Annotated in this window: 19 protein-coding genes; 9 read left to right on the plus strand and 10 right to left on the minus strand. The window is 44.5% G+C overall.

The window, feature by feature from the left end; translation table 11 throughout:
- Positions 1–33 precede the first annotated feature (33 nt).
- Both ACTQ9T_RS11535 and ACTQ9T_RS11540 read right to left on the minus strand, forming a co-directional pair.
- Complete coding sequence (locus ACTQ9T_RS11535) at positions 34–1,509, minus strand: aldehyde dehydrogenase family protein (RefSeq protein ID WP_440465153.1); 1,476 nt, start codon at positions 1,507–1,509, stop codon at positions 34–36.
- A gap of 59 nt (positions 1,510–1,568) precedes the next feature.
- Positions 1,569–1,958, minus strand: coding sequence for a RidA family protein (locus ACTQ9T_RS11540; RefSeq protein ID WP_440465154.1), 390 nt, complete (start codon positions 1,956–1,958; stop codon positions 1,569–1,571).
- A 189-nt stretch (positions 1,959–2,147) separates the two neighbouring features.
- Between ACTQ9T_RS11540 and ACTQ9T_RS11545 the strand changes: the two genes are divergently transcribed.
- Positions 2,148–3,038, plus strand: a complete 891-nt coding sequence (locus ACTQ9T_RS11545; RefSeq protein WP_440465155.1) for a LysR family transcriptional regulator — start codon at positions 2,148–2,150, stop codon at positions 3,036–3,038.
- Positions 3,039–3,079: 41 nt separating this feature from the next.
- On the opposite strand, the gene ACTQ9T_RS11550 is transcribed toward ACTQ9T_RS11545, so the two are convergent.
- The 3 genes from ACTQ9T_RS11550 to ACTQ9T_RS11560 all read right to left on the minus strand — a co-directional run bounded on the left by ACTQ9T_RS11550 (position 3,080) and on the right by ACTQ9T_RS11560 (position 6,819).
- On the minus strand, positions 3,080–4,207 hold the full coding sequence (locus tag ACTQ9T_RS11550) for a M14 family metallopeptidase (protein ID WP_440465156.1): 1,128 nt from the start codon (positions 4,205–4,207) through the stop codon (positions 3,080–3,082).
- A gap of 355 nt (positions 4,208–4,562) precedes the next feature.
- Positions 4,563–6,095: an ATP-binding protein gene (locus ACTQ9T_RS11555; RefSeq protein ID WP_440465157.1), complete on the minus strand. Its 1,533-nt coding sequence runs from the start codon at positions 6,093–6,095 to the stop codon at positions 4,563–4,565.
- Between the two features lies 1 nt (position 6,096).
- A complete protein-coding gene (locus ACTQ9T_RS11560; protein WP_439293624.1) occupies positions 6,097–6,819 on the minus strand; it encodes a heavy metal response regulator transcription factor in 723 nt (240 codons plus the stop codon).
- A 236-nt stretch (positions 6,820–7,055) separates the two neighbouring features.
- On the opposite strand from ACTQ9T_RS11560, the gene ACTQ9T_RS11565 reads away from it, so the two are divergent.
- The 7 genes from ACTQ9T_RS11565 to ACTQ9T_RS11595 all read left to right on the plus strand — a co-directional run bounded on the left by ACTQ9T_RS11565 (position 7,056) and on the right by ACTQ9T_RS11595 (position 12,907).
- Complete coding sequence (locus tag ACTQ9T_RS11565) at positions 7,056–7,382, plus strand: hypothetical protein (RefSeq protein ID WP_189585232.1); 327 nt, start codon at positions 7,056–7,058, stop codon at positions 7,380–7,382.
- Between the two features lie 134 nt (positions 7,383–7,516).
- Complete coding sequence (locus ACTQ9T_RS11570; protein ID WP_440465158.1) at positions 7,517–7,798, plus strand: hypothetical protein; 282 nt, start codon at positions 7,517–7,519, stop codon at positions 7,796–7,798.
- 108 nt (positions 7,799–7,906) lie between these two features.
- On the plus strand, positions 7,907–8,524 hold the full coding sequence (locus ACTQ9T_RS11575) for a c-type cytochrome (protein WP_440465159.1): 618 nt from the start codon (positions 7,907–7,909) through the stop codon (positions 8,522–8,524).
- A gap of 139 nt (positions 8,525–8,663) precedes the next feature.
- A complete protein-coding gene (locus tag ACTQ9T_RS11580; protein WP_440465160.1) occupies positions 8,664–9,299 on the plus strand; it encodes a DUF411 domain-containing protein in 636 nt (211 codons plus the stop codon).
- Positions 9,300–9,417: 118 nt separating this feature from the next.
- Positions 9,418–11,118, plus strand: a complete 1,701-nt coding sequence (locus ACTQ9T_RS11585; RefSeq protein WP_440465161.1) for a copper resistance system multicopper oxidase — start codon at positions 9,418–9,420, stop codon at positions 11,116–11,118.
- A gap of 25 nt (positions 11,119–11,143) precedes the next feature.
- Positions 11,144–12,394 (plus strand): copper resistance protein B, encoded by a 1,251-nt coding sequence (locus ACTQ9T_RS11590; protein ID WP_440465162.1) that lies wholly within the window; start codon positions 11,144–11,146, stop codon positions 12,392–12,394.
- Between the two features lie 27 nt (positions 12,395–12,421).
- A complete protein-coding gene (locus ACTQ9T_RS11595) occupies positions 12,422–12,907 on the plus strand; it encodes a DUF305 domain-containing protein (RefSeq protein WP_439293788.1) in 486 nt (161 codons plus the stop codon).
- A gap of 35 nt (positions 12,908–12,942) precedes the next feature.
- Here the strand turns inward: ACTQ9T_RS11595 and ACTQ9T_RS11600 are convergent, their stop codons facing one another.
- Together ACTQ9T_RS11600 and ACTQ9T_RS11605 are read right to left on the minus strand one after the other, a co-directional pair.
- A complete protein-coding gene (locus ACTQ9T_RS11600) occupies positions 12,943–13,164 on the minus strand; it encodes a hypothetical protein (protein WP_440465163.1) in 222 nt (73 codons plus the stop codon).
- Between the two features lie 87 nt (positions 13,165–13,251).
- Positions 13,252–14,391, minus strand: coding sequence for an alkene reductase (locus ACTQ9T_RS11605; RefSeq protein ID WP_352309989.1), 1,140 nt, complete (start codon positions 14,389–14,391; stop codon positions 13,252–13,254).
- A gap of 173 nt (positions 14,392–14,564) precedes the next feature.
- Here ACTQ9T_RS11605 and ACTQ9T_RS11610 point away from each other — a divergent pair, with 173 nt between their 5' ends.
- Positions 14,565–15,449 (plus strand): LysR family transcriptional regulator, encoded by an 885-nt coding sequence (locus ACTQ9T_RS11610; protein ID WP_440465164.1) that lies wholly within the window; start codon positions 14,565–14,567, stop codon positions 15,447–15,449.
- A gap of 12 nt (positions 15,450–15,461) precedes the next feature.
- Here the strand turns inward: ACTQ9T_RS11610 and cobA are convergent, their stop codons facing one another.
- The 3 genes from cobA to ACTQ9T_RS11625 form a co-directional block, all read right to left on the minus strand.
- On the minus strand, positions 15,462–16,394 hold the full coding sequence (gene cobA, locus ACTQ9T_RS11615; RefSeq protein ID WP_440465165.1) for a uroporphyrinogen-III C-methyltransferase: 933 nt from the start codon (positions 16,392–16,394) through the stop codon (positions 15,462–15,464).
- Between the two features lie 159 nt (positions 16,395–16,553).
- Positions 16,554–19,928: a molybdopterin-dependent oxidoreductase gene (locus ACTQ9T_RS11620; protein ID WP_440465166.1), complete on the minus strand. Its 3,375-nt coding sequence runs from the start codon at positions 19,926–19,928 to the stop codon at positions 16,554–16,556.
- Positions 19,925–21,385: an NAD(P)/FAD-dependent oxidoreductase gene (locus tag ACTQ9T_RS11625; RefSeq protein WP_440465167.1), complete on the minus strand. Its 1,461-nt coding sequence runs from the start codon at positions 21,383–21,385 to the stop codon at positions 19,925–19,927. The genes ACTQ9T_RS11620 and ACTQ9T_RS11625 overlap by 4 nt, the downstream gene beginning before the upstream one ends.
- Positions 21,386–21,398: the final 13 nt, after the last annotated feature.

Genomic DNA, 21,398 nt, shown 5'->3' on the forward strand with positions numbered 1-21,398 from the left:
CGATAGCAGCTAGCATGCTTGTCAAAAAGGTTTCTAATACGCTTTTTGATAAGCCGTCTTGACGATGGTATAGAACTCTTTGGCATATTGACCTTGCTCACGCGGGCCAAAGCTTGACTGTTTACGGCCACCAAATGGTACGTGATAGTCAGTACCCGCAGTTGCTAGATTGACCATGACACAGCCAGCTTGTACTTGCTCCTTAAACATGGCACTGCTGCGCAAGCTCTGGGTAATGATACCGCCCGTCAGACCAAAGCGCGTATCATTGGACATCGCAATTGCTTCGTCCAAATCCTTGACACGCAAGACACACGCCAGCGGTGCAAACACTTCTTCTTGGTTAATATCCCAGCTATTATCCGTCTCAGTAAATAATGTCGGCGACATATAGTAGCCGTCATGTGGCATCTCTAAACGCTCACCGCCAAACGCTAAATTAGCACCAGACTGCTTGGCTTTTTCGATCCAGTCCATGTTTGATGCCAGCTGCTTGTCATCGACAACAGGTCCCATAAAGATACCGTCATCAAGCGCATGGCCAACTTTTAGGGTTTTCATTTTGGCAATCACACCGTCTACAAACGCATCATGAATACCGTCCATCACAATAAGACGTGAAGAAGCCGTACATTTCTGACCCGAACCGCCAAACGCACCAGCCACTGCCGCATCGATAGCGACTTGCAAATCGGCATCGTCAGCGATAACCAAGGCGTTTTTGCTGCCCATCTCAAGCTGACAACGGATAAAGTTTGGTGCAGTAGCAGCAGCGACTTTGCGACCTGTTGGTACAGAACCCGTAAAGCTGACTGCATCAATATCTGTAGAATTGATGAGCGCATCACCGACTGACGAGCCGCCACCCAACAGTAAGTTAAATGTGCCTTCTGGCATGCCTTGACGGTGGATGATTTCAGCCAATGCCACTGCGCTGGCTGGTGTTAAATTCGCAGGCTTCCAAATGACCGTGTTACCAAACGCTAGCGCTGGTGCGATTTTCCACACAGCGGTGGCCGTTGGGAAGTTCCAAGGTGAGATAATCGCGACCACACCGACTGCCTCACGGGTAACTTCGACCTTGACACCAGGACGCACTGAATCAGCCGTATCACCCATTTGACGCAATACTTCCGCCGCATAGTAATGGAAGAACTGACCTGCGCGGTAAATCTCACCGCGACCTTCCGCAAACGGCTTACCTTCTTCAAGAGACAACAGCGTACCTAGCTCATCACAACGAGCAATCATTTCATCGCCAATCGCTTGTAGGATAGACTGCTTTTTTTCTAAAGGAGTCGCTTCCCACTTTGGTTGAGCTTGACGCGCCGCAGCGATGGCATCTTTGACTTGATCGCTACTGGCTTGTGCGAACTCACCGATAGTTTCAGTGATATCAGATGGGTTAATATTGGCAACGGTATTTACGCCTGCCTGCCATTCACCATTGATGTAAAGTGATTTGGTTGGGTCTTGCTGCAATATCTGTTGGGCGGTGTGAGCTGACATAAGAGCTTCCTTGATAAAGTATTAAATATTTGATTTATTGACTAGAGTACATTCAAAATTTAGGGCACAGCGGCATATACGACCAACTCAACCAGCATCTCTTCACGAGCCAATCCGGCTATCACCAGCGCCGCACGATTTGGATAGGGTGCTTCAAAGTATTCGGCATAGACTTGATTGACTGTTTTTAGATAGTCGCGATCGGTCACATAAATCATGACCTGTAATACCGAATCCATGCCAACATTGGCACATTCTAGTGTGTGCTTAAGATTGTCTAGCGTTTGGCGGGTTTGCGCTTCGATACCACCTGCAACCACATCACCATTCTCATCGATAGGAATCTGCGCAGTGTACAACGTACCATTGCTGGTGATGGCCCACTCTAAAGGTGCTTTAGACGCATAAAGCGAGGTTTTAACGGCCTGTTTGTTTGAGTGAGTCGTCATATTGTCATGTCCTTTGATAAGTGGTTTCAGCAGTAAGCGATCTGAGATTTATTTAATCACTGCCAATTGCTATATGACTTATCCTACTCAATTCATAACGATAAATCTAACTAATTAAATTTGAATTTTGATGGATTTAATCTATCATTTAAGATAAATTATTAGAGAATAGTATTGGATGGTTTGAATATGAAGCTACAGCAATTGCGTCATTTTTTATTTGTCGTGGAAGAAGGAGGGTTTCGGGCGGCGGCGGATCGCGCCAACCGTTCGCAAGCTGCCTTGTCAGCCTCGATAAAGGAATTGGAAAAAACCTTAGGGCAGCGCTTATTTGAAGTGGGAAACAAAGCGATACTGACGCCATTTGGTGAAACCTGCTTACCAAAAATTGAGCAATTCCTTACCGTTTATCAAGCGCTAGAAGATGACTTAAAAGCATCCGCATCTGGTGATAAAGGTAAAATCAGGATTGCAAGCGTGCCGTCGCTAGTGACTAAGCTACTACCTAGCGTATTGGTCGAATACTCAAAAAAGTATCCTGATATTGAGATTGTATTGATAGATGACAATTCTGTTGGTGTGGCCAATCGATTGTTGGCAGGTGAGATAGATTTGGCACTAGGCAATTGCACCAGTATTGATCAAACGAATATAGATTTCACCCTACTCATATCAGACCCGATTGGAGTAGTCTGTCTTAAAAACAATGAACTGAACAACGAGTTAAATCAGTCCCAAGGGCTAACATGGCAGCAACTTATGTCGCAGCCATTTATTTATAACGGTACTTGCAGATTGCTCGAAAACACACCAGCCGAGGCGCTCAATCGCAGAGCAAGATATACGGTAGAAAACATCACATCGCTGTTTTCTTTATTGCGTAATGATCTGGGTATCACCACGTTACCTAAGCTTGCCTTTCCTGCTAATGAACCCGAGCTGGTTTGGATAGATTTAATTGACCCTTCTTTAAACCGACAGATCGGAATTTTTAAACTCGCTAATAAATCTATCTCTCCCCCAGCCCAAGCTTTTTATGATCTCTGTGTTGCGTATGTTCAAGAGCACTATTTACTGTAATTGGGTTATCTATTATTTTCTCCCTCCTATTGAATCACTAGCTACCGTAAATCATCGACGACAGCCAGCATCGCAATTAGTGATGCTTCCCCTAATTTGATAGAACGCTCTGGTGACCAACCCATCTCTTCGTCACGCAGATTATTATTATCTTTAAATGGCATCTCTAACGTATTAGCAAGGCAATCAAAACGTTCTGCCACCCAATTGGTGGCAACGGTCATATTGGCAGCACTCGGTGCATCAATTTCATAGCCAACTTCGGACTGAAAATCGGCACTGGCTAATTTTAATACGTCTGAAAATCTATCGCGTAGCTGGGCGAGACGGTCACTATAACTTGGCGTCCCTTGTGACCCAGCAAGGAATACGTACGGTAATGCTTCATCGCCATGCACATCATAAAATAGATCAACACCTGTCGCTTCCATTTTATTAATCACATGAAATACTTCAGGGCTTTTGTCTAAGCTTGGACTTTGCCATTCACGATTTAGGTTGGTTCCGACAGCGTTAGTACGCAAGTGACCACGCACACTGCCATCAGGGTTCATATTAGGGACAATATAAAAGTTGGCTTTGTCTAATAACTGTTTTGCGGTCGCGTTATCACTATCTAGCAAGCTATACAATAAGCCCTCGACGAGCCATTCAGCCATCGTTTCACCTGGATGCTGACGGGCAGTAATCCATATATTGCGCTTGTGGGTGGCACCATCACCAATCTTAACCAAAATTAAATCGCGCTTATCAAGCGTTTCGCCTAGATGCTCCAAAGTTACTAACGGGTGCATCTGCACGGCCGCCAATAAATCTTGGTGACGCTCATAGCTGTAAGGCGCAAAATAAGCAATTTGAATGGTTTCGCATTCTAACTCTGCCACGATGGTTAATTTGCCATCTTTGTAAGCCGTCGGCAGACGGAACCAATGCTGGCGATCGTACGAAGCAACCGCTTGGTAATTCTCCCACCCTTCCAGATAAGACGCTTCCCCTGCATTCATAATCTTGAGAACATACTGCTCTCCAACCTCACCAGATAGGCGAAAGTTAAACCATTGAAAAAACGCTTCGCCAACGTCTGGACGAATGGCTAATTGAATGTCGTTTTTGTCTTCTACATTGATAACGTAAATATTTCCTGCGTCAAAATTCGCTGTGATATGCATAATCGCTCCTTAATTGTTTTTTATAGTTGTGTTGTAAAAATATGATGAGATATAAGAAAAATGGTAGATATGCATTTACTTGGTCATAGTAAATTTCTTTTCAAGTCATTGGCTGATAAAGGTTATCTATTCAGATCAAATTTATATGCTCAACTATCGAAGGTTTAGATTAAGGTCTATTGAGTATTCAAATGTGGTACTGGCAGTGGTTATTTTTTAGACAATACGCAGTGAAATTTTTGATGCCTAGTCATTCTAGGGTAGACAATTTCGCCATGTATTGGCAAAAAATAGCCCTGCCCTGAAAGGCTAATGCTAAAATCAGCAGTCCTAATATTTGAATGCTCAACAGACCTCAATCCTCAGTCAATAATTCTACACTGACCTGAAAATAATAGTCATCCTTAATCGTGATGCCAACCTTGCCTTTATGAGCATTAGCGATAGCCTGAACGATAGACAATCCCAATCCTGTGCCTGAATGCTGATGACTAGTCTTATCATGACGATAGAATCGCTCAAACAACTTATCAGCTTCACTCTGATTGAGCATCTTGTCTAAGCGATTAGTCACTGTTATTAATAAAGATTGCTTTGAGGATAGAGCCTCTTCCTTTGCCGTATCAAGGGTGCTGCCTGAGGTAATAACGGTAGCTGATATCATGATAATACTGTCACTAGCGGCGTAATAAATGGCATTTGACATGAGATTAGCAAATAACCGTTGCAGTAAACCTTCATCACCTAATACTGTCTTAAATTCGCCTAACTTTTCAAAAGTTATCCCTCTATCCTCTGCAATCATTTCATAGTAATCAACGAGCTTGGTGATTAAGTTTTCAGTATCTACGTGACTAATTTGCGAGTCACTTAATCCTTTCTGAGTTTTTGCCAGCAGCAACATATTATTAATCAGAACCGATAACTGCTCTAACGTGTCATGCTGATGATGCAATTGTTCTATGTATTCAGTACCCTCACGAGGTTTGCTAAGCATGACCTGCGTTTGTGTACTAAGCGTCGCTATTGGGGTGCGGAGCTCGTGGGCGATATTGTCTGAAAATCGTGACAAAGATTCAAAATTGCTTTCAAGCTTGACCATCATTGAGTTGTAAGATTCTGCTAGCGGTCGCAGCTCTAATGGCATGTCACTGACGGTTACTCTTTCATCCAACCTTTCAGGATTGATTCTTTTCATTTTTTGTACGATAGTGGCCAAAGGCGCAAAACCCCAATACACGCTCAATGCGGCGATTGAGACGAGCAATAATGTAATGGCGAACAAAATCATACTAAGCTGACGATTGAACTGTAATAAATACTGATGATGTACATCTATAGGTAACGCGATAAGCGCGAGCATTTTATCGTCTTCAATGACCATCGCTCGATAGTATCTGCTGTTAATACTCATCACAAACTGTTGCTTATCATTATCTTGTCGCAGTGACAACAGATTAAACGCTTCCCCTAGCTCTTGAGTAAAGTTATTGGGGGTACTAGACAGTATTTGTCCGTCTTTGTTAGCAATGACCGTTTTTAAATCGTAATCTAGCCAAGAAGAATGTAGATGACCAGCCTCCTCTGATGCTTCTGCAGAAAATGACGTTGTGTCAGATGACAAGCTTAACGGTGGCTGGTTATTTAATAGACCTTGAGAATTTGTTAGCATTTGAGAGGTTATATGGCTGTTAGGTTCTGCCACTTGCTTACGTAAGTTAAACGCGGCATGAGTCATAATCTCAGCATCCATTTGTTCAAAATGACCCTTAACAGAGTGCTGTACCCAAATATAAATAATAATCTGTGACATAACGACAAATATCGTGAGCAACAACACAGTACGCCACAATAGTGGCAAGCGCCGATTATCCAACCTGTGTTTCATATTAGATATTGCCAGCTTCGTAAGACGGATTATTATCAAGCACTGTATCGACAGCCTCCAATCGGTAGCCCATACCACGCACAGTATGAATCAGCTTTGCCTCATGCTCATCATCTATTTTTATACGCAGACGCCTTATCGCCACATCAATCACATTGGTATCATTTTCAAAATTCATATCCCATACTTGAGAAGCAATGACTGAGCGCGGTAGCACCTCACCTCGGCGCTCTAATAAAAACTGTAATAATGAGAACTCTTTTGCCGTGAGCTTAATAGCCTTGTCTTTTCTATGCACAGTGCGCTTGGCAATGTCCATTTTAAGATCCGCTATTTGCATAATCGTACTTTGATAATCGGATTGATTGGCACGTCGTAATAAGCTTTTGATTCTAACGATCAATTCTGCAAACGCAAAAGGCTTGGTTAAATAATCATCGCCCCCAATCTCAATCCCTTTTATTTTGTCACTTAAGTCATCTTTTGCCGTTAGAAAGAGCACGGGAGTACGCTTACCTGCCGCTCGGTAATTGCGCACCAGCTCAAAGCCACTAACATCAGGTAGCATGACATCCATCAGTATCACGCTAAACTCTTCCGTCATCAATGCATGATAGCCATCTAAACCTGTTATGTGATGATCCACAATAAACCCAGCTTCCGTTAAACCTTTTTTTATGTACTCGCCAAGCTTCAACTCATCTTCTACCAGCAGTACTTTCATGGTAATTCCTCAGTACGATTATAATTATTTAATGTTTTAACCCACACAGATGACAAAATTGACTGGTAGCTGACAAAGATGTCATCTGTTCGTAATCAGATTGTCAGTCTTCATTTGCTAATCTGTATGAATGAAACATAGTTGTTCATACCTAGCGACTATGAATTATTTTCACAGGTAATCAATTCAAATATCTAACAATTCACATATCTAACAACTTACAAAAGAGGTTTTACATGAAAACATATGGTTCATTCAAAAAAGCAGTACTGCTATCGGCTTCTGTACTTATTGGTATTACTGCGGCTAATGCGCACACTACCGAGCTAAGTACTTCAGTCATCAATAACTGTGATGCAGTTACTGACTTTGCAAAAAACTTGGATCACAACGATGCTCAAGTTTCTAGTACGCAAATGAAGCGCTATAATGATGCACGAGTGGCTTGTGAGATCGAACACAAAGATCAACATTTACAGTCTGAAAAGTATTTCGTAGATAAGTATGGACGTGATCGTGATTCTAATGCTGCCTCAATACTAAATGAATACAAGCAACATTAAAAACTAAAAACAGCAAGATGACAATATTGTAATCTTGCTGTCATCTCTCTGTCAGAATCAATGAAGTATGCTTTAAAATAACTTAACATCCCAAAGATTTTTTGACTTTATACCAAATCAAATAAGGATTTACCATGTCATTATTCAAATCAATGCCACTATCTAAATCAATCGTAGCCACTGCTATAGCCTTAGTTGTTTCAACGTCAGCTTTGGCGCACGACCCAAAAATGCATGCGCAGAAAGATCAGATGAACTGTGAAAAGATGGAAAAACACATGGATATGATGGGAAAAATGGATCATAGCAAAATGGATATGAATGATCCTGCTATGAAAGCCATGATGACCAACATGAGCAAAATGAAAGCGATTTATCAAAAGCACTGTGTTACTAATGACAGTGCTTCTAAGTAAATCTAGTCGCGCTCGCTAGGTAAAGAGTCAGGTTCAACGACAAATATTGCCTAACCTAACATCAGATGACAATCTCATTTTGACAGCAATAAATTGTAGGACGGATATATGAAATTTTTATTGGGTGCGCTTTTTGCCACACTTGTGGCAGTCGTTGGGGTTTTTGCAGTTGTTACTAGCGGCATTGTCAATATAGGAGCAGATCAAGCGCATAACCCAATAATGTATAAACTCTTAGAGACTGCCCGCACGCGTTCAATAGCGAATGCTAGTAAGGACATTACGGTTCCCAACTTAGAAAAGACAGAAATGATCAGCTCGGGCGGTGCCGATTACAAAGATATGTGTGCAGGTTGTCATTTGTCTCCTGGGGTAGAAAGCACTGATTTTAGCGCCAGTTTATATCCTAAGCCGCCAAGTTTTACCAATGTTGACTTGGTTGAACGCTATAAGACCGATGCCGGTGCTCAGCAAGCTTTTTGGGCCATCAAACACGGCATTATGGCATCAGGTATGCCAGCATGGGGCGCTTCTCACGATGACGATAGAATGTGGGCAATGGTCGCTTTTATCAGATCGTTACCTGACTTAGATGAAAATCAATACACCATGTTAACGACTAGGATAGACGATGATATGTTGGACATGTCATTTGATGGTGAGATGGATATGTCTGGTGATGGCGAGATGGATATGTCTGGTGATGGATCCGGTATGCAACATTGATTATTCGTAAGAAATGCAGTACTAAATAGTGCTGCCTTTTGCGATTTGAGTTTTAAGCTTCACCAATACTACTTTGGTCAATGTTACGGCTTTAATTTTTATAAATTTGATCGTCAGATAAACGCTCAGGAGTGATTTTATGAGACGCTATACCAATATATTTTCTAGTGAACACAACCGGTTATCTGGTCGTGTTCTTTTAGTGATGATGACATCTTCACTATTATTAGCGGCTTGTAGTCAACCTAACGCTGCTGCTGACTCAACACCAGCGACTGAGCCAACGACCGCTACGCAAACCGCGCAAACAGAGCAACCAAAAGCGGAAATAATGCCTGTCAGTGCTCATTCAGACACCCAGCCAACTATCCTAAAAAATATCTCAGCCACCGTTTATAAAGACGCCAATTGTGGCTGCTGTAAAGAATGGGTCGGTTATGTCGAAGGTCATGGCCTAAATGCAACTGCACAGAACGTTGAAGATTTGTCCTTGTTTAAAGAGCGTTACAGCGTACCGCAGCAGATGCGCTCTTGTCATACCGCCGTCACTACTGACGGCTACGTTTTTGAAGGTCATGTCCCTGCCAAATATATGGCACAGTTCCTAAAAAACCCACCAAGTGATGCGATCGGTCTTGCCGTACCTGGTATGCCAGTCGGTAGCCCTGGTATGGAATATCAAGATAAATTTATGCCGTATAAAGTGATGCAGCTTAACAAAGACGGCTCAACAGCCATTTATGCAACCATTGACTCACCGCAGCAGCAATTATAGTTTGAGTGACGTTTGAATAGCTTATCCAGCTCTATTAATGGGCTGTCGCAGACATAAGCTTGACTGATAAATATATAGACTCAACTCCCATTTCATGGATTAAGTTAGGTAAATAATTATGAACAAGAATATGCTTAACCGCAGGCGTTTTTTGACAGGGTCCTCTACTCTATTAGGGGCATCCATGCTATCCACACTGCCGTCTATTGCCAATAGTGCGCTAGGAAAAGGTCAACAAAACGTAGCCGTCAACAGTGATAAATCTGACCATATCGTACCTATCCTAACCGGTAATGAGTTTGACCTGTATGTCAGCAAGAAGCCCGTTACTGTCAATGGCAAGTCGAGTATGGCAACCCTCATCAATGACTCGCTGCCAGCGCCAACGCTAAAGATGCAAGAAGGCGATACCGTGACCATCCGTGTCCATAACCAGATGAATGAGTCGACCTCTATTCACTGGCATGGCTTGCTCGTCCCATTTGAAATGGATGGTGTGCCAGGTATCAGCTTTGATGGTATTCCTGCGAAGAGTACCTTTACCTATAAATTCAAACTCATTCAATCAGGTACATATTGGTATCACTCCCATACTGGCTTTCAAGAGCAAACTGGAATGCGCGGGGCTATCGTCATTGAGCCTAAAGGCCGCGAACGCTATCCAGTCGCCGAAGATCACGTGATTTTATTGAGTGATTGGACACACCGCGATCCGCATAACTTGCTAAAGCTATTAAAGCAGCGCGCTGACTTTGATAACTACCATTTGCCAGATTTTAAAAAGCTATTGTCTGATATTGCCGCAACAGATCTAGAAGCCGCTTATGACAAGCGCAAAATGTGGAATAAGATGCGCATGATGCCAACAGATTTCACCGATCTGTCTGGTGAGAAGACATTCACTTACCTTATGAATGGTAAGACCACAGCCGCCAATTGGACACAGCTAGTAAAAGCGGGACAGCCCGTCAAACTGCGCTTTATCAATGGCTCAGCGCAAACCATCTTTGATGTACGTATACCGGGTCTGAAAATGACCGTCGTCTCAACGGATGGCAATGATGTCGCGCCCGTTGCGATTGATGATTTCCGTATTGGGGTGGCTGAGACTTATGATGTCATCGTCACGCCGACCAAAGATGCACATACCATATTTGCCCAAAACATTGATCGTTCGGGCTATGTCGCGACCACGCTTGCAACCAAAAAAGGTGCTCGTGCTGCAATACCTGCTATGGATAAGATCGAGTGGCTGACCATGGCTGATATGATGGGTGCGATGGGTGATAAAGGCTACAAAGCAAAACACGCCAAGACCGAGTATGACTTTAAATCTGATATGCGCGTCGACAGTCCACGTATGAACCTCGATGACCCCGGTATTAACCTGCGTGAGATTGATAGAAAGGTTTTAACTTATGACCAATTGCGCTCCGTGGACGAGCAAGTATTGGCAGAGCAGCGCAAACCTACTAGAGAGATTGAGCTGCATTTAACGGGTAATATGGAACGCTATATCTGGGCGCTAGATGGTGTGATGTTTAAGGATGCAACGCCTGTCAATATTAAACCTAACGAGCGCGTACGTATTACCTTAGTCAATGACACGATGATGAATCACCCTATGCACTTACATGGTATGTGGAGTGACTTGCGAACGCCATCTGGAGACTTTCAGGTACGTAAACATACGATTGTGGTGCAACCAGCGCAAAAGATTAGCTTCGATGTGACGGGTGAAGTTGGACGATGGGCATGGCATTGCCATCTGCTTTATCACATGGAAGCCGGTATGTTCAGAGAAGTTGCCGTCGTTTAACAAACCTTCGAATATGAGGCTTATTATGAAAATATCTAAGAAAAATCTGCCATTCATTGGTTTGTCATCGCTAGTCTTGCTCACCTCATCGTTTGCAACGGCTGCTGATATGCCTGGTATGGATCATAGCGGTATGGACATGTCAGGCGATATGTCTGGTATGGATCACAGCGGCATGGATATGTCGGGCGATATGTCTGGCATGGATCACAGCGGTATGGACATGTCAGGCGATATGTCTGGTATGGATCACAGCGGCATGGATATGTCGGGCGATATGTCTGGCATGGATCACAGCGGTATGGATATGTCAGGCGATATGTCTGATATGGATCACAGTGGCATGGACATGTCAGGTGATATGTCTGGTATGGATCACAGTGGCATGGACATGTCAGGTGATATGTCTGGTATGGATCATAGTGGTATGGATATGTCGGGCGATATGTCTGATATGGATCACAGCGGAATGGGTATGTCGGGCGATATGTCAGATATGGATCATAGCGGCATGGATATGTCGGGCATGGATCATGGCAGTATGGATATGTCTGGTATGCAAGGCGGGCAGCCACCAGCCGATGCTCGCAGTCCAGACTATTCGAATGGGATTCCCTACGGGCAGTATGGTAAGCCAATGATGATGGGCAGCATGCCGTTATGGGGAGTCTCAGTAGACGACTTGGGCTATCAGTTTGATGAGGATCAAATCAACTTCGAGGCGACGGGTTGGTACGGTACTGATAGTAATCGTATAAGGCTACGCACCGAAGGTAGTGCTCAGACTAAAGATGATAAAGAAATAGATAGCTTGAGCTCGCTTGCTTATTGGAAACCACTGAGCATTTTTTGGAATGGTGAAGCTGGTGTCGCTTACGATACTGAAAATGATAACGCTGCCCTTATGGCAGGCATTGTCGGTACCGCACCGTATTTTATCGAAACAGATGCGAGAGCCTACTTATATACCGATGGTCAACTCCGCCTTGATTTAGGTGCAGAGTACGAATGGCGTTTGGATCAGCATTGGGTAGTCATACCAGAGGTGGGATTAACTGCCTTTAGTAAAGATGACCATGATAATGGCATTACCAAAGGCTTTAATGAAATGGAAGCTGAGGTCAGGCTGACTTATGAGACGTTCAGTCGCCAGCTAGCCCCTTATGTGGGTGTGAGTTATGAGACAGCGCTTGGCAAAGCTCGTGATCAACGACGTCAAGAAAATGAATCGGTTGATAGCAGTAGTTTGACTGCGGGGGTCAAATTCTGGTTCTAATTTTATTAAAATAATAGGGGATATACTATGAATGCTTCAGATCAAAACAACATGGATCATCAACAGGGCATGAACCCTTATGTAAAGTTCACCCTGATGATTGTGACGTCTACGATTGTGATGTACATCATGATGTATTTCAATACTTATGAATGGGATCATATTTACTTTAGTGAAACCCGAGCTTATATGGCGCTCTACATGGGTGCCGGTATGGCAGTGGTCATGTTGGCATTTATGACCAATATGTATAAGAAGACCAAGGTCAACTTAATGATTTATGGTCTGAGCGTATTGATGTTTGCCGTCGGTATTTGGGGTGTGCGATCACAAGCAACTGTCGATCAAGTCGATTGGATGCAAGCGATGATACCGCATCACTCGATTGCTATTCTCACCAGTAGCCGTGCTGATATTGAAGATCCGCGTGTACAACAGCTCGCTGACGATATCATAAAAGCGCAAAAACGTGAAATCGCTGAGATGAAGCAGTTGATTGATGAGCTGGAATAATATGATGGTTTACCAGTGAACGCTGCGAAAAACGATCACTTTTTTCTGCTTAGACGCTCAATGACCCAGCCTGCTAGTGGGAAGGACACTAGCTGTGTCAACGGAACGAGTATGATCGTTTCAATTAATACCACCACTGGCAGGCTTAACCCTTGAGTCACAGGCTTCAATAATGTTAATACAATTAGGAGTGTTGGATAGAGTCCGACATATCCTATTAATATACGTATAAGTCTGTCTTTAGAATTTTTATTCATTATATGATACCGACTGATGATTAAATTTATAAATAGAAATAAGGCCAAAAATGGCCTTATTTCTATTTATTACTATTGTTTTTTTAACTATGCTTGATAATAAGGATAATCACTATAGCCAACGTCAGTGCCACCATACATCGTGGTAGGATCTACTTCATTGAGTGGCCAATTATTGGCGATACGCTCAGGTAGATCAGGGTTGGCAATAAAGGGACGACCAAACGCAAATAAATCGCCATAGCCTTTGGCTAAAATATTCACGGCTTTTTCTACGGTATATTTACCCGCATAAATAATACGGCCTGAAAATTCTTCTCTGACCGCTTGATAAAAAGTGTCTGGCAAATCAGGCGCATTATCCCAATCGGCTTCAGCAATGGACAAGTAAGCAATGCCCGCTTGTTCCAGCAATTTGACCGCTTCGACATACGTATGATGAGGATCTGACTCTACCAAGCCTAAATACACGCGCGTCTCATCCGTACTCGCAAACAAAGGCGCAAAGCGTACGCCTAAACGATCCGCACCAACCACATCACTGACAGCAGCGACGATTTCTTTTAAGAAGCGCAGACGATTGGTCAACGACCCACCATATTGATCATCACGGGTGTTGCTATGCTCAGAAATAAACTGATTGACCAAATAACCATTAGCACAATGCAGCTCTACCCCATCAAAACCCGCCTCCAATGCATTGCGTGCGGCTGCCGCATACATCATTACCAGCTCACCAACTTCATCGGTACTGAGTGCGCGTGGCTCACTTGGATCGGCCAACGCACCTTCACCTGGACCTGTTTCAATAAATACTTTTACGTTGTCAGCAGCAATCGCTGATGGGCCTACAGGCTGAGCACCTTGTGGCTGCAAGCTGGTATGAGACACACGCCCAACATGCCATAACTGAGCAAAAATAATACCACCTTTAGCATGTACTGCTTGCGTAACTTTTTTCCAGCCTTCAACTTGGGCTGGTGAATGGATACCAGGTGTCCAAGCGTAACCTTGGCCTCTTGGCTCAATCTGCGTACCTTCAGTCACCATAAAGCCTGCTGTCGCACGCTGTGCATAATAGCTGGCCATTAAGTCATTAGGAATATTGTCAGGCTGCGTGCTACGAGAGCGTGTCAATGGCGGCATTACGATACGGTTTTTGAGCGTATAAGGCCCAAGTTCTACAGAGGAAAATAGTGTACTTGTATTTAGAATGGTTTGTGTCATAAATATCTCTTTTAAAGCAGCTGATGGCTTATTATTAAATGTATTTGGCCTGTTTTGATGCTTAATAGCTCATTTAGTTGCTACTTAAGCAATGTTGGTCAGCATAGCGTTTTGAGGGTACAATTAGAAACAACCACTTATTGTTTAAGATACAACTATTAATGGTATGAGTTATGAATGGTATGAATCGGCTCGATATTAAGCAGCTTAGAGTATTACAGGCTTTGCTTGATCTAAAAAACCTCTCACAAGTCGCACGCAAAATGGGGCTGACCCAACAAGCCATCAGTGAGCAGCTGCGTAAGTTACGTGAGGTGTTTGATGATCGCTTATTTATTCGTCAAGGCAATAGCATGGTGGCAACGCCAAAGGCGCTATCGATGCAGCAACCTATTGATCATATATTAAAGCAGTTGGAAGATTTGTTAGAGCCAGAGATTTTTACGCCGCAAACATATAAAGGCGTCTTTACGATTAGTGCGACCGACTATGCGACACAGGCGCTGTTACCGCAGTTGTTTAATATTACGCGCCGCGACGCACCGGATTTGAAGCTGATCGTGCGCGACTTTGCCTCAGACAATATTAACCAACTTATTGCAGCAGGCGAGCTTGATTTATTGATTACCTTTCCCGAATTCATCCCTGACAACTTATCGTATGTCACTCTATTTGAAGAGCAACATTTATGCGTGACGGGTTGTGAAAATATTTTTGCCACAGAGCCATTAACACTGACGCAAGTGGCTGCGCACCCGCAGTTGGTGGTGTCGCCTTCGCGTGCTAATTTGCGCGGCTCTCATGACCAATGGTTTGCAGAAAAAGGTCTAAAACGAAATATTGTGATGTCAGTTCCTAGCTTTTCGGCTGTACCCAATATTTTGCACACGACTGATATGATTGCGTTTTATCCTTCGCGGTTATTGCCGAGCAGTAAGGTCAAAGAGCTTGAGGTTGAAGCCTTGCCACCTACTTTTAAAGTCATCGCGGCATGGCACCCACGTACTACTGACAGTGGCATACATCGTTGGTTAATTGAGCAATTACGAAATTTATAATAAGTAACGTTCCTACGTCATACTTTCCAAATTGGGTATTAAGTGGTTACTGCTTATAACTTTATTAACATCAACAAATGCACCTTTACCCACAGCACCAAGATTATAGTCTGCAAACTCATGATATAAAGTGACAACATCACCCATAATTAATAGTGCAGGTGTTGGCAATTTCGCTATCGCTTGCTGATTAGCGATACTACCAAGCGTACCGATGAGCAGCTGCTGCGTGGGTAAGCTTGCATGACTAATCACGGCAAAAGGAGTATCGCTGTCGCGCCCCGCTGCTATCAACCCTTTGGTCAACTCACCTAGCCGATGTAGTCCCATATAAAACACTACCGTTTGTTTGCTGTCCAAGTGTTCGTCATAGTCATTATTGGCTGCGCCTGACTTTTTGCACGCTGTCACAAACTTGACGGCTTGTGCATGGTCACGGTGCGTTAGTGGAATCCCTGCACGGCTAGCAGCGGCGCTGGCGGCTGTGATGCCGGGAATGGATTCAAAACGAATGCCATGGCGCACAACTTCTTGCAGCTCTTCTCCGCCGCGCCCAAAAATAAAGGGGTCGCCGCCTTTTAGACGAACCACTGTTTTGCCTGCCAGCGCGTGTTTGACTAGCAGCTCATTGATGCCTTCTTGCGGCAGAGCATGGTTGGCACGGCGCTTACCGACGAATATTTTTTCTGCTGTCAGCGCGCACATATCTAAGATATCCTCTGAGACTAAGCTGTCATAAAGCACTATGTCTGCGCGCTGCATGACTCGTAACGCTTTTAGAGTCAACAACTCAGGATCACCAGAACCAGCACCGACTAAATGCACAGTGCCTACTTTTTCACCTTCTGCTATCGTTGATGGTGTGTTTAGCACATTGACGTTGCATTTTTTATTGGACAAGTCATTCGAAGGTAGGGTTGCGATAAAAGCAGATGAATCAGTCATAATGGTCACTCCTAATAACACTATTAGCGCCGTGCAGATCAGCACTTCATAATGGAATACATAAGAACAAAAGATAGTACAAGACACGGTGCAAGCCTCATGCCATATTGATCCATTGGTTGTATTTCATAAGGCGGTTATAAGGAAGTTATAAGACAGCTATGACGCATACTCCTCAATAAGTGCATTAATTTGACTCACACATGAGCCGCAATTGGTGCCCGCTCGGCACGCTTTACCAATGGCATGTGCGCTGGTACATTGCTGTTTAGTGATGGCATTGATGATAATGTTTTCTCCCACCGCCATGCACGAGCACACCAGCGGGCCTGGATCGATATAACCTGTGGCTGGACGACCTGCCAGCAACCATTTATAGCGCTGCTGTGCGGGTATCGCATCGGTATTGGTAAAGCAGCTATCAAGCCAATGACTGCTTGGCAGCTGCGTCACTTGCGGCGCGAAGTAAATAGCTAATAGTAGCCGCTCACTCGGTATAGTAGAGATAGAAGTGCTTGGCAACGTGCGATCGACCTCTTCATTATTTGCCTCACTTGCCTCATTCGCCTCCGACTGAGTCAAAATAAAGCGTAGTTGCTGCTCCGGTTTACTAAGGGTAAAAGCACTATTAACCCCTACAGTATTGGCAGCGTCATCCGTCAATCCTTTATCCGATACAGAGCTTTGATAGCTATCGATAAACTGCTGCCAAAACTCAGGATCAAGCAATTTCTTAGCGATGCTATCGACTGGGCTAGCAAGAGTGATTAGAACGCTGTTGGTTTGGCGACTAATACTCCATGTCAGTGCTGGTAGTGTTTGAGTCGACTGCTCACTAGCCACATCAAAGCTGGAAGAGGCTGCTTGCGATTCATTGTCTGTCATTTGCTCCTTAAAGCTAGCCGCCATAGCACGAAAGTGCACTAGTATGGTGTCTTGCAAATCAGGATGCACCAAAATCTTGCCAAACGTTTGCATGGGTACAGCGCTGATACTAATCGCTGAGTTTTTTAGCTCAGGCTGTCCTGAATGGGGATCGACAACCGTCGGAATGAGCGTACCTACTCTTGCACTGCTGGCAAAGGCGTTACTCCAGTGCATGGGCATAAATGCATCACCAACACGCATGCCATCACTGATGGCAACTTGTGCTATCACTTTTTGCTCTAACACTTCAATGTCTGTATTTGAATGATCTGTATGTGAATGATCTGTATGTGAGTCATATGTATTTGAATCAACAGCCGCCTTATCATGTGGCTGACGCTGTTTTTGCTGCTGCTTGTGTGGTAGGTTTTGCTCATAGCGAGGACGTAGCTGCACATAGTCGCCTTTTTCAACACCGAGTTGCTTGGCGTCATCGGGATGGAGGGTCAGCATCGGCGCAGACTCATGTTGGTTAAGCTGCGGCGCAAGTCCTGTGCGGGTCATGGTATGCCACTGATCACGTAATCTACCGGTAATAAGACGTAGATGCACGGTCGATGAGTGACCGTTATGTGGCTTATCGCGCCTGTTATCATGTTCTCTATTATTGCTCGCTATATTATTGCTTTCTGTATTGCCATTAGCTTCCGGTCTTGAGCGACGCTGATGCCTATTAGGTAAGCTGGCACTATCTGAGGGTGTAATAGCGATAAAGTTTGAGTGCGCCATGGTGATTCGCGGGTCGCCCCATTGAAAGGGGGTCATTACCTCATAGTCAGCACGATTTAGGATTGGCATTGGTAGGTCTTTGGCCAAATTCAGATAGCGCGGTTGATTGCTAATAGAGGGCACTTGGCTAGGATCGTTTTTATAAGCGGTCAATGCCACATGCTCATTGAATATCTCACTAGGATGCTGGTAATCAAACCCAGCTAGCCCCATGCGGGTGGCAACTTGAGACAGTATCCACCAGTCAGGCTTAGCGAGTCCTAATGCAGGCTTCAACGCCCGCTGTCTTGAGATTCGCCGCTCAGAATTGGTGACTGTGCCTGACTTTTCACCCCAACCTTGGGCTGGCAATACAATGTCTGCGCACTTAACCGTATCGCTGTCTACCGAGCAGTCAGAGACTATTACCAAGTCACAAGCCGCTAATGCGCGGCGAAATTTATCCGCTTCAGGTAAGCTCACGACTGGATTGGTCGCCATAATCCAAATGGCTTTGATACGCCCATCTAAGATAGCATCGGCAGCATCACAAGCTTGGATGCCCACCTCTGGCGCAATAGACTGCGGTGCCTGCCAAAAATCAGCCACCAGTTGACGATGAATACCATTACTCAAATCTAAATGTGCCGCCAGCAAATTAGCCAGCGCCCCGACTTCACGGCCACCCATAGCGTTTGGCTGACCAGTGAGTGAAAACGGACTGGCGCCTACTTTTCCTACGCGTCCGGTGTACAGATGACTATTGATAATGGCATTGACCTTGTCGGTGCCACTCTTTGATTGGTTAACGCCCATACTAAACGCGGTCACTGTCTTGTCATTGGCAGCGACTAGCTGATAAAACTGGCGTATGAGGTCAGCGCTGATTTTGCATGCTTGAGCGACTTTGTCGATGCTCCACGTCTTGGCAGCCTCCAAAGCGAGATCGACATCATTACATTGCCTGAGATAACGCTCATCGCAACAACCTTGCTGCTCAAGATAGTGCAACAACCCATTGTATAAATGCGTATCGGTGCCCGCTGCTATTGGTAAGTGCAAATCTGCGAACTCACAGGAATCCGTACGACGCGGATCAATGACGATAAGCTTTTTACTGGGATCAATTTTTTTGGCAGCTAAAAATCGTCCAAACAAAATAGGATGGCACCATGCCATGTTTGAGCCCACCAGCACCAATAAATCGCAGGACTCTAAATCCTCGTAATTACCAGGCACCAAATCAGCGCCAAAGGCGCGTTTGTGCCCTGCTACTGCGGAAGACATACATAGGCGTGAGTTGGAATCGATATTATTATTACCGATAAAGCCTTTGATAAACTTATTGGCAACGTAATAATCCTCAGTGAGCAGCTGTCCTGAGACATAAAACATAATGCTGTCGCGACCATGCTTGGCGATCGTGTCATTTAAGCGCGTGGCAATATCATCTAAGACGTTATTCCAATCTATAGGCTTTGTAAGTGGCTCATCAGATATGTCGATAGCGTTAAAATCATTACCCAATTGCATAGGTCGATGCTGTTGCATTACCGCTTGCTTGTTTTGATAGTAAGGCTCAGTTAAGCGTCGCTCGCTACCTAAGGTTTGTGCCAGCGCACTGCCCTTTGAGCACAATTTACCAAAGTTCGCCAGATGCTCAGGATCTCCTTTGACACTCACTACCCCTGTCGCATCGACACTGGCTAGGACGCCACACCCTACCCCGCAGTAAGGACAAGTGGTACGTATGGTGGATGTCATTTCTTCAGTATATGTGGCAATAAGAGCCGTTTTTGAAGGATTGAATATGTCATCAGATTTGTGATCAGATCGGCGTATACCACTTTCTAATTCTTGACTAGCATTCGATTTATTACTCAAGATCACTTCACTCATGACGCCGCTCCTACTATGTCTGCTGCGCTTAATAAATCCAGATCGCTATCGATATCCATGTCTCCGTTAGCCTCACTATCTGTCGTTATTTTCTCTAAATCACAGTAAGCCTCGCCAAATATTAAATCCGCTTTTATAGGCGCGATATCACTATTGCTGTTGATTAGCTGACTATAGAAACTGCCCTCATTGACCTCACCATAGAGTACAGCGCCGATCAGTTTATTGTTTCTAAGATAGAGGCAGTGATAGTGATTTATACTGGTCTGCTGATAAGTAATGGTTTCGATAGCTGCCGCTTCCTCCTCGTCAAAGTCGACTTGCCCTGCTGAAAAGGCACTGATGCCAGATACTTTTAGCTTTAAAGACAGCGGTTTGCTAGTAAAAGGGTGCCAATTATTTCTAGATGCTAAACCATCGTTTGATATCCTCGCATCTTTTAGGACAGAAACTAAGGTATCAACTTGCTGATTGACGGGCGCCACCATACCGAACAGCTCACCGTCTAGCTCCACACATTCGCCAATAGCGTATACGTTGGCAGCGCTGGTATGCATATAATTATCGACGATAATGCCACGGTTGACCGTCAGTCCGCTGTCTTTTGCCAGTGTGATATTAGGTACCACTCCCACTGCCATGACCACGAAATCTGCTGGCAATGTGCGCCCATCTTTTAGTAACAATCCGCATACTTCATGCTGGTTGTTGACCGCTATACATTCAGTGATCGCTGATACCTCAAGTCCGACATTTCGACAGCTGAGCTCTGCTTGCAATAGCTCAGCGGCGGGCAAATCAAGCTGTCGGTTCAGTACATAGCTGTCCACATGAACAACCGTCATATCTGCTCCTTGAGAAGCCAAAGCACACGCGGCCTCTAACCCTAATACCCCGCCCCCAATCACCAGACCTTTTTTCCCTTGATGTGCATATGCGGTTAGTGCATTTACATCGGCTACTTCTCGAAACACGTGCACGCCTTTAGCATCATAATTAGGAAAAGGAATGATTCGAGCACTGGAGCCCGTCGCAATAACCAGCTTGCTATAAGCGAGCGTTTGTCCATTGCTCAGCTCAATGGATTGCTGTTTGATGTCTATTGTGTCAACCGAAATTCCAGCCAATACGGTGATACCCAGCTGTTCATAATCTGATTGCTGGTATAAATAAGTATCCTCAAAGGCGCTATCTCCTGCCAGCACTGGTGATAGCATAATGCGGTTGTAGCCGACCTCTGGCTCTTTGCTGATAAGGGTAATCGGTAATGGTCTTTGGTTATTTGGCGACTTACTTTGCTGCTGGGCACGTGCCAGCTCAATGGCAAAACGGCTGCCTGCCATGCCAGCACCAATAATGACGATACCAGCACTCGAAGGTAGCGTCGACGCTATTTTAGGATTTTGGCTATTGACTACTGTTGACTGTGCATTAAGGTGTGGTACAAAAGGCGACATAAGAAGAGCATCC

The sequence above is a fragment of the Psychrobacter sp. ASPA161_6 genome (genome assembly GCF_051970285.1).
Lineage (GTDB): Bacteria > Pseudomonadota > Gammaproteobacteria > Pseudomonadales > Moraxellaceae > Psychrobacter > Psychrobacter glaciei.

What these genes read in the sequence shown, in the direction of transcription:
- ACTQ9T_RS11535 (WP_440465153.1), bottom strand. Translation starts at nt 1,509, where the DNA reads ATGTCAGCTCACACCGCCCAACAGATATTGCAGCAAGACCCAACCAAA.
- ACTQ9T_RS11575 (WP_440465159.1), top strand. Translation starts at nt 7,907, where the DNA reads ATGAAATTTTTATTGGGTGCGCTTTTTGCCACACTTGTGGCAGTCGTT.
- ACTQ9T_RS11555 (WP_440465157.1), bottom strand. Translation starts at nt 6,095, where the DNA reads ATGAAACACAGGTTGGATAATCGGCGCTTGCCACTATTGTGGCGTACT.
- ACTQ9T_RS11545 (WP_440465155.1), top strand. Translation starts at nt 2,148, where the DNA reads ATGAAGCTACAGCAATTGCGTCATTTTTTATTTGTCGTGGAAGAAGGA.
- ACTQ9T_RS11565 (WP_189585232.1), top strand. Translation starts at nt 7,056, where the DNA reads ATGAAAACATATGGTTCATTCAAAAAAGCAGTACTGCTATCGGCTTCT.
- ACTQ9T_RS11600 (WP_440465163.1), bottom strand. Translation starts at nt 13,164, where the DNA reads ATGAATAAAAATTCTAAAGACAGACTTATACGTATATTAATAGGATAT.
- ACTQ9T_RS11605 (WP_352309989.1), bottom strand. Translation starts at nt 14,391, where the DNA reads ATGACACAAACCATTCTAAATACAAGTACACTATTTTCCTCTGTAGAA.
- ACTQ9T_RS11625 (WP_440465167.1), bottom strand. Translation starts at nt 21,385, where the DNA reads ATGTCGCCTTTTGTACCACACCTTAATGCACAGTCAACAGTAGTCAAT.
- ACTQ9T_RS11570 (WP_440465158.1), top strand. Translation starts at nt 7,517, where the DNA reads ATGTCATTATTCAAATCAATGCCACTATCTAAATCAATCGTAGCCACT.
- ACTQ9T_RS11580 (WP_440465160.1), top strand. Translation starts at nt 8,664, where the DNA reads ATGAGACGCTATACCAATATATTTTCTAGTGAACACAACCGGTTATCT.
- ACTQ9T_RS11585 (WP_440465161.1), top strand. Translation starts at nt 9,418, where the DNA reads ATGAACAAGAATATGCTTAACCGCAGGCGTTTTTTGACAGGGTCCTCT.
- ACTQ9T_RS11590 (WP_440465162.1), top strand. Translation starts at nt 11,144, where the DNA reads ATGAAAATATCTAAGAAAAATCTGCCATTCATTGGTTTGTCATCGCTA.
- ACTQ9T_RS11560 (WP_439293624.1), bottom strand. Translation starts at nt 6,819, where the DNA reads ATGAAAGTACTGCTGGTAGAAGATGAGTTGAAGCTTGGCGAGTACATA.
- ACTQ9T_RS11540 (WP_440465154.1), bottom strand. Translation starts at nt 1,958, where the DNA reads ATGACGACTCACTCAAACAAACAGGCCGTTAAAACCTCGCTTTATGCG.
- ACTQ9T_RS11595 (WP_439293788.1), top strand. Translation starts at nt 12,422, where the DNA reads ATGAATGCTTCAGATCAAAACAACATGGATCATCAACAGGGCATGAAC.
- ACTQ9T_RS11550 (WP_440465156.1), bottom strand. Translation starts at nt 4,207, where the DNA reads ATGCATATCACAGCGAATTTTGACGCAGGAAATATTTACGTTATCAAT.
- ACTQ9T_RS11620 (WP_440465166.1), bottom strand. Translation starts at nt 19,928, where the DNA reads ATGAGTGAAGTGATCTTGAGTAATAAATCGAATGCTAGTCAAGAATTA.
- ACTQ9T_RS11610 (WP_440465164.1), top strand. Translation starts at nt 14,565, where the DNA reads ATGAATGGTATGAATCGGCTCGATATTAAGCAGCTTAGAGTATTACAG.
- cobA (WP_440465165.1), bottom strand. Translation starts at nt 16,394, where the DNA reads ATGACTGATTCATCTGCTTTTATCGCAACCCTACCTTCGAATGACTTG.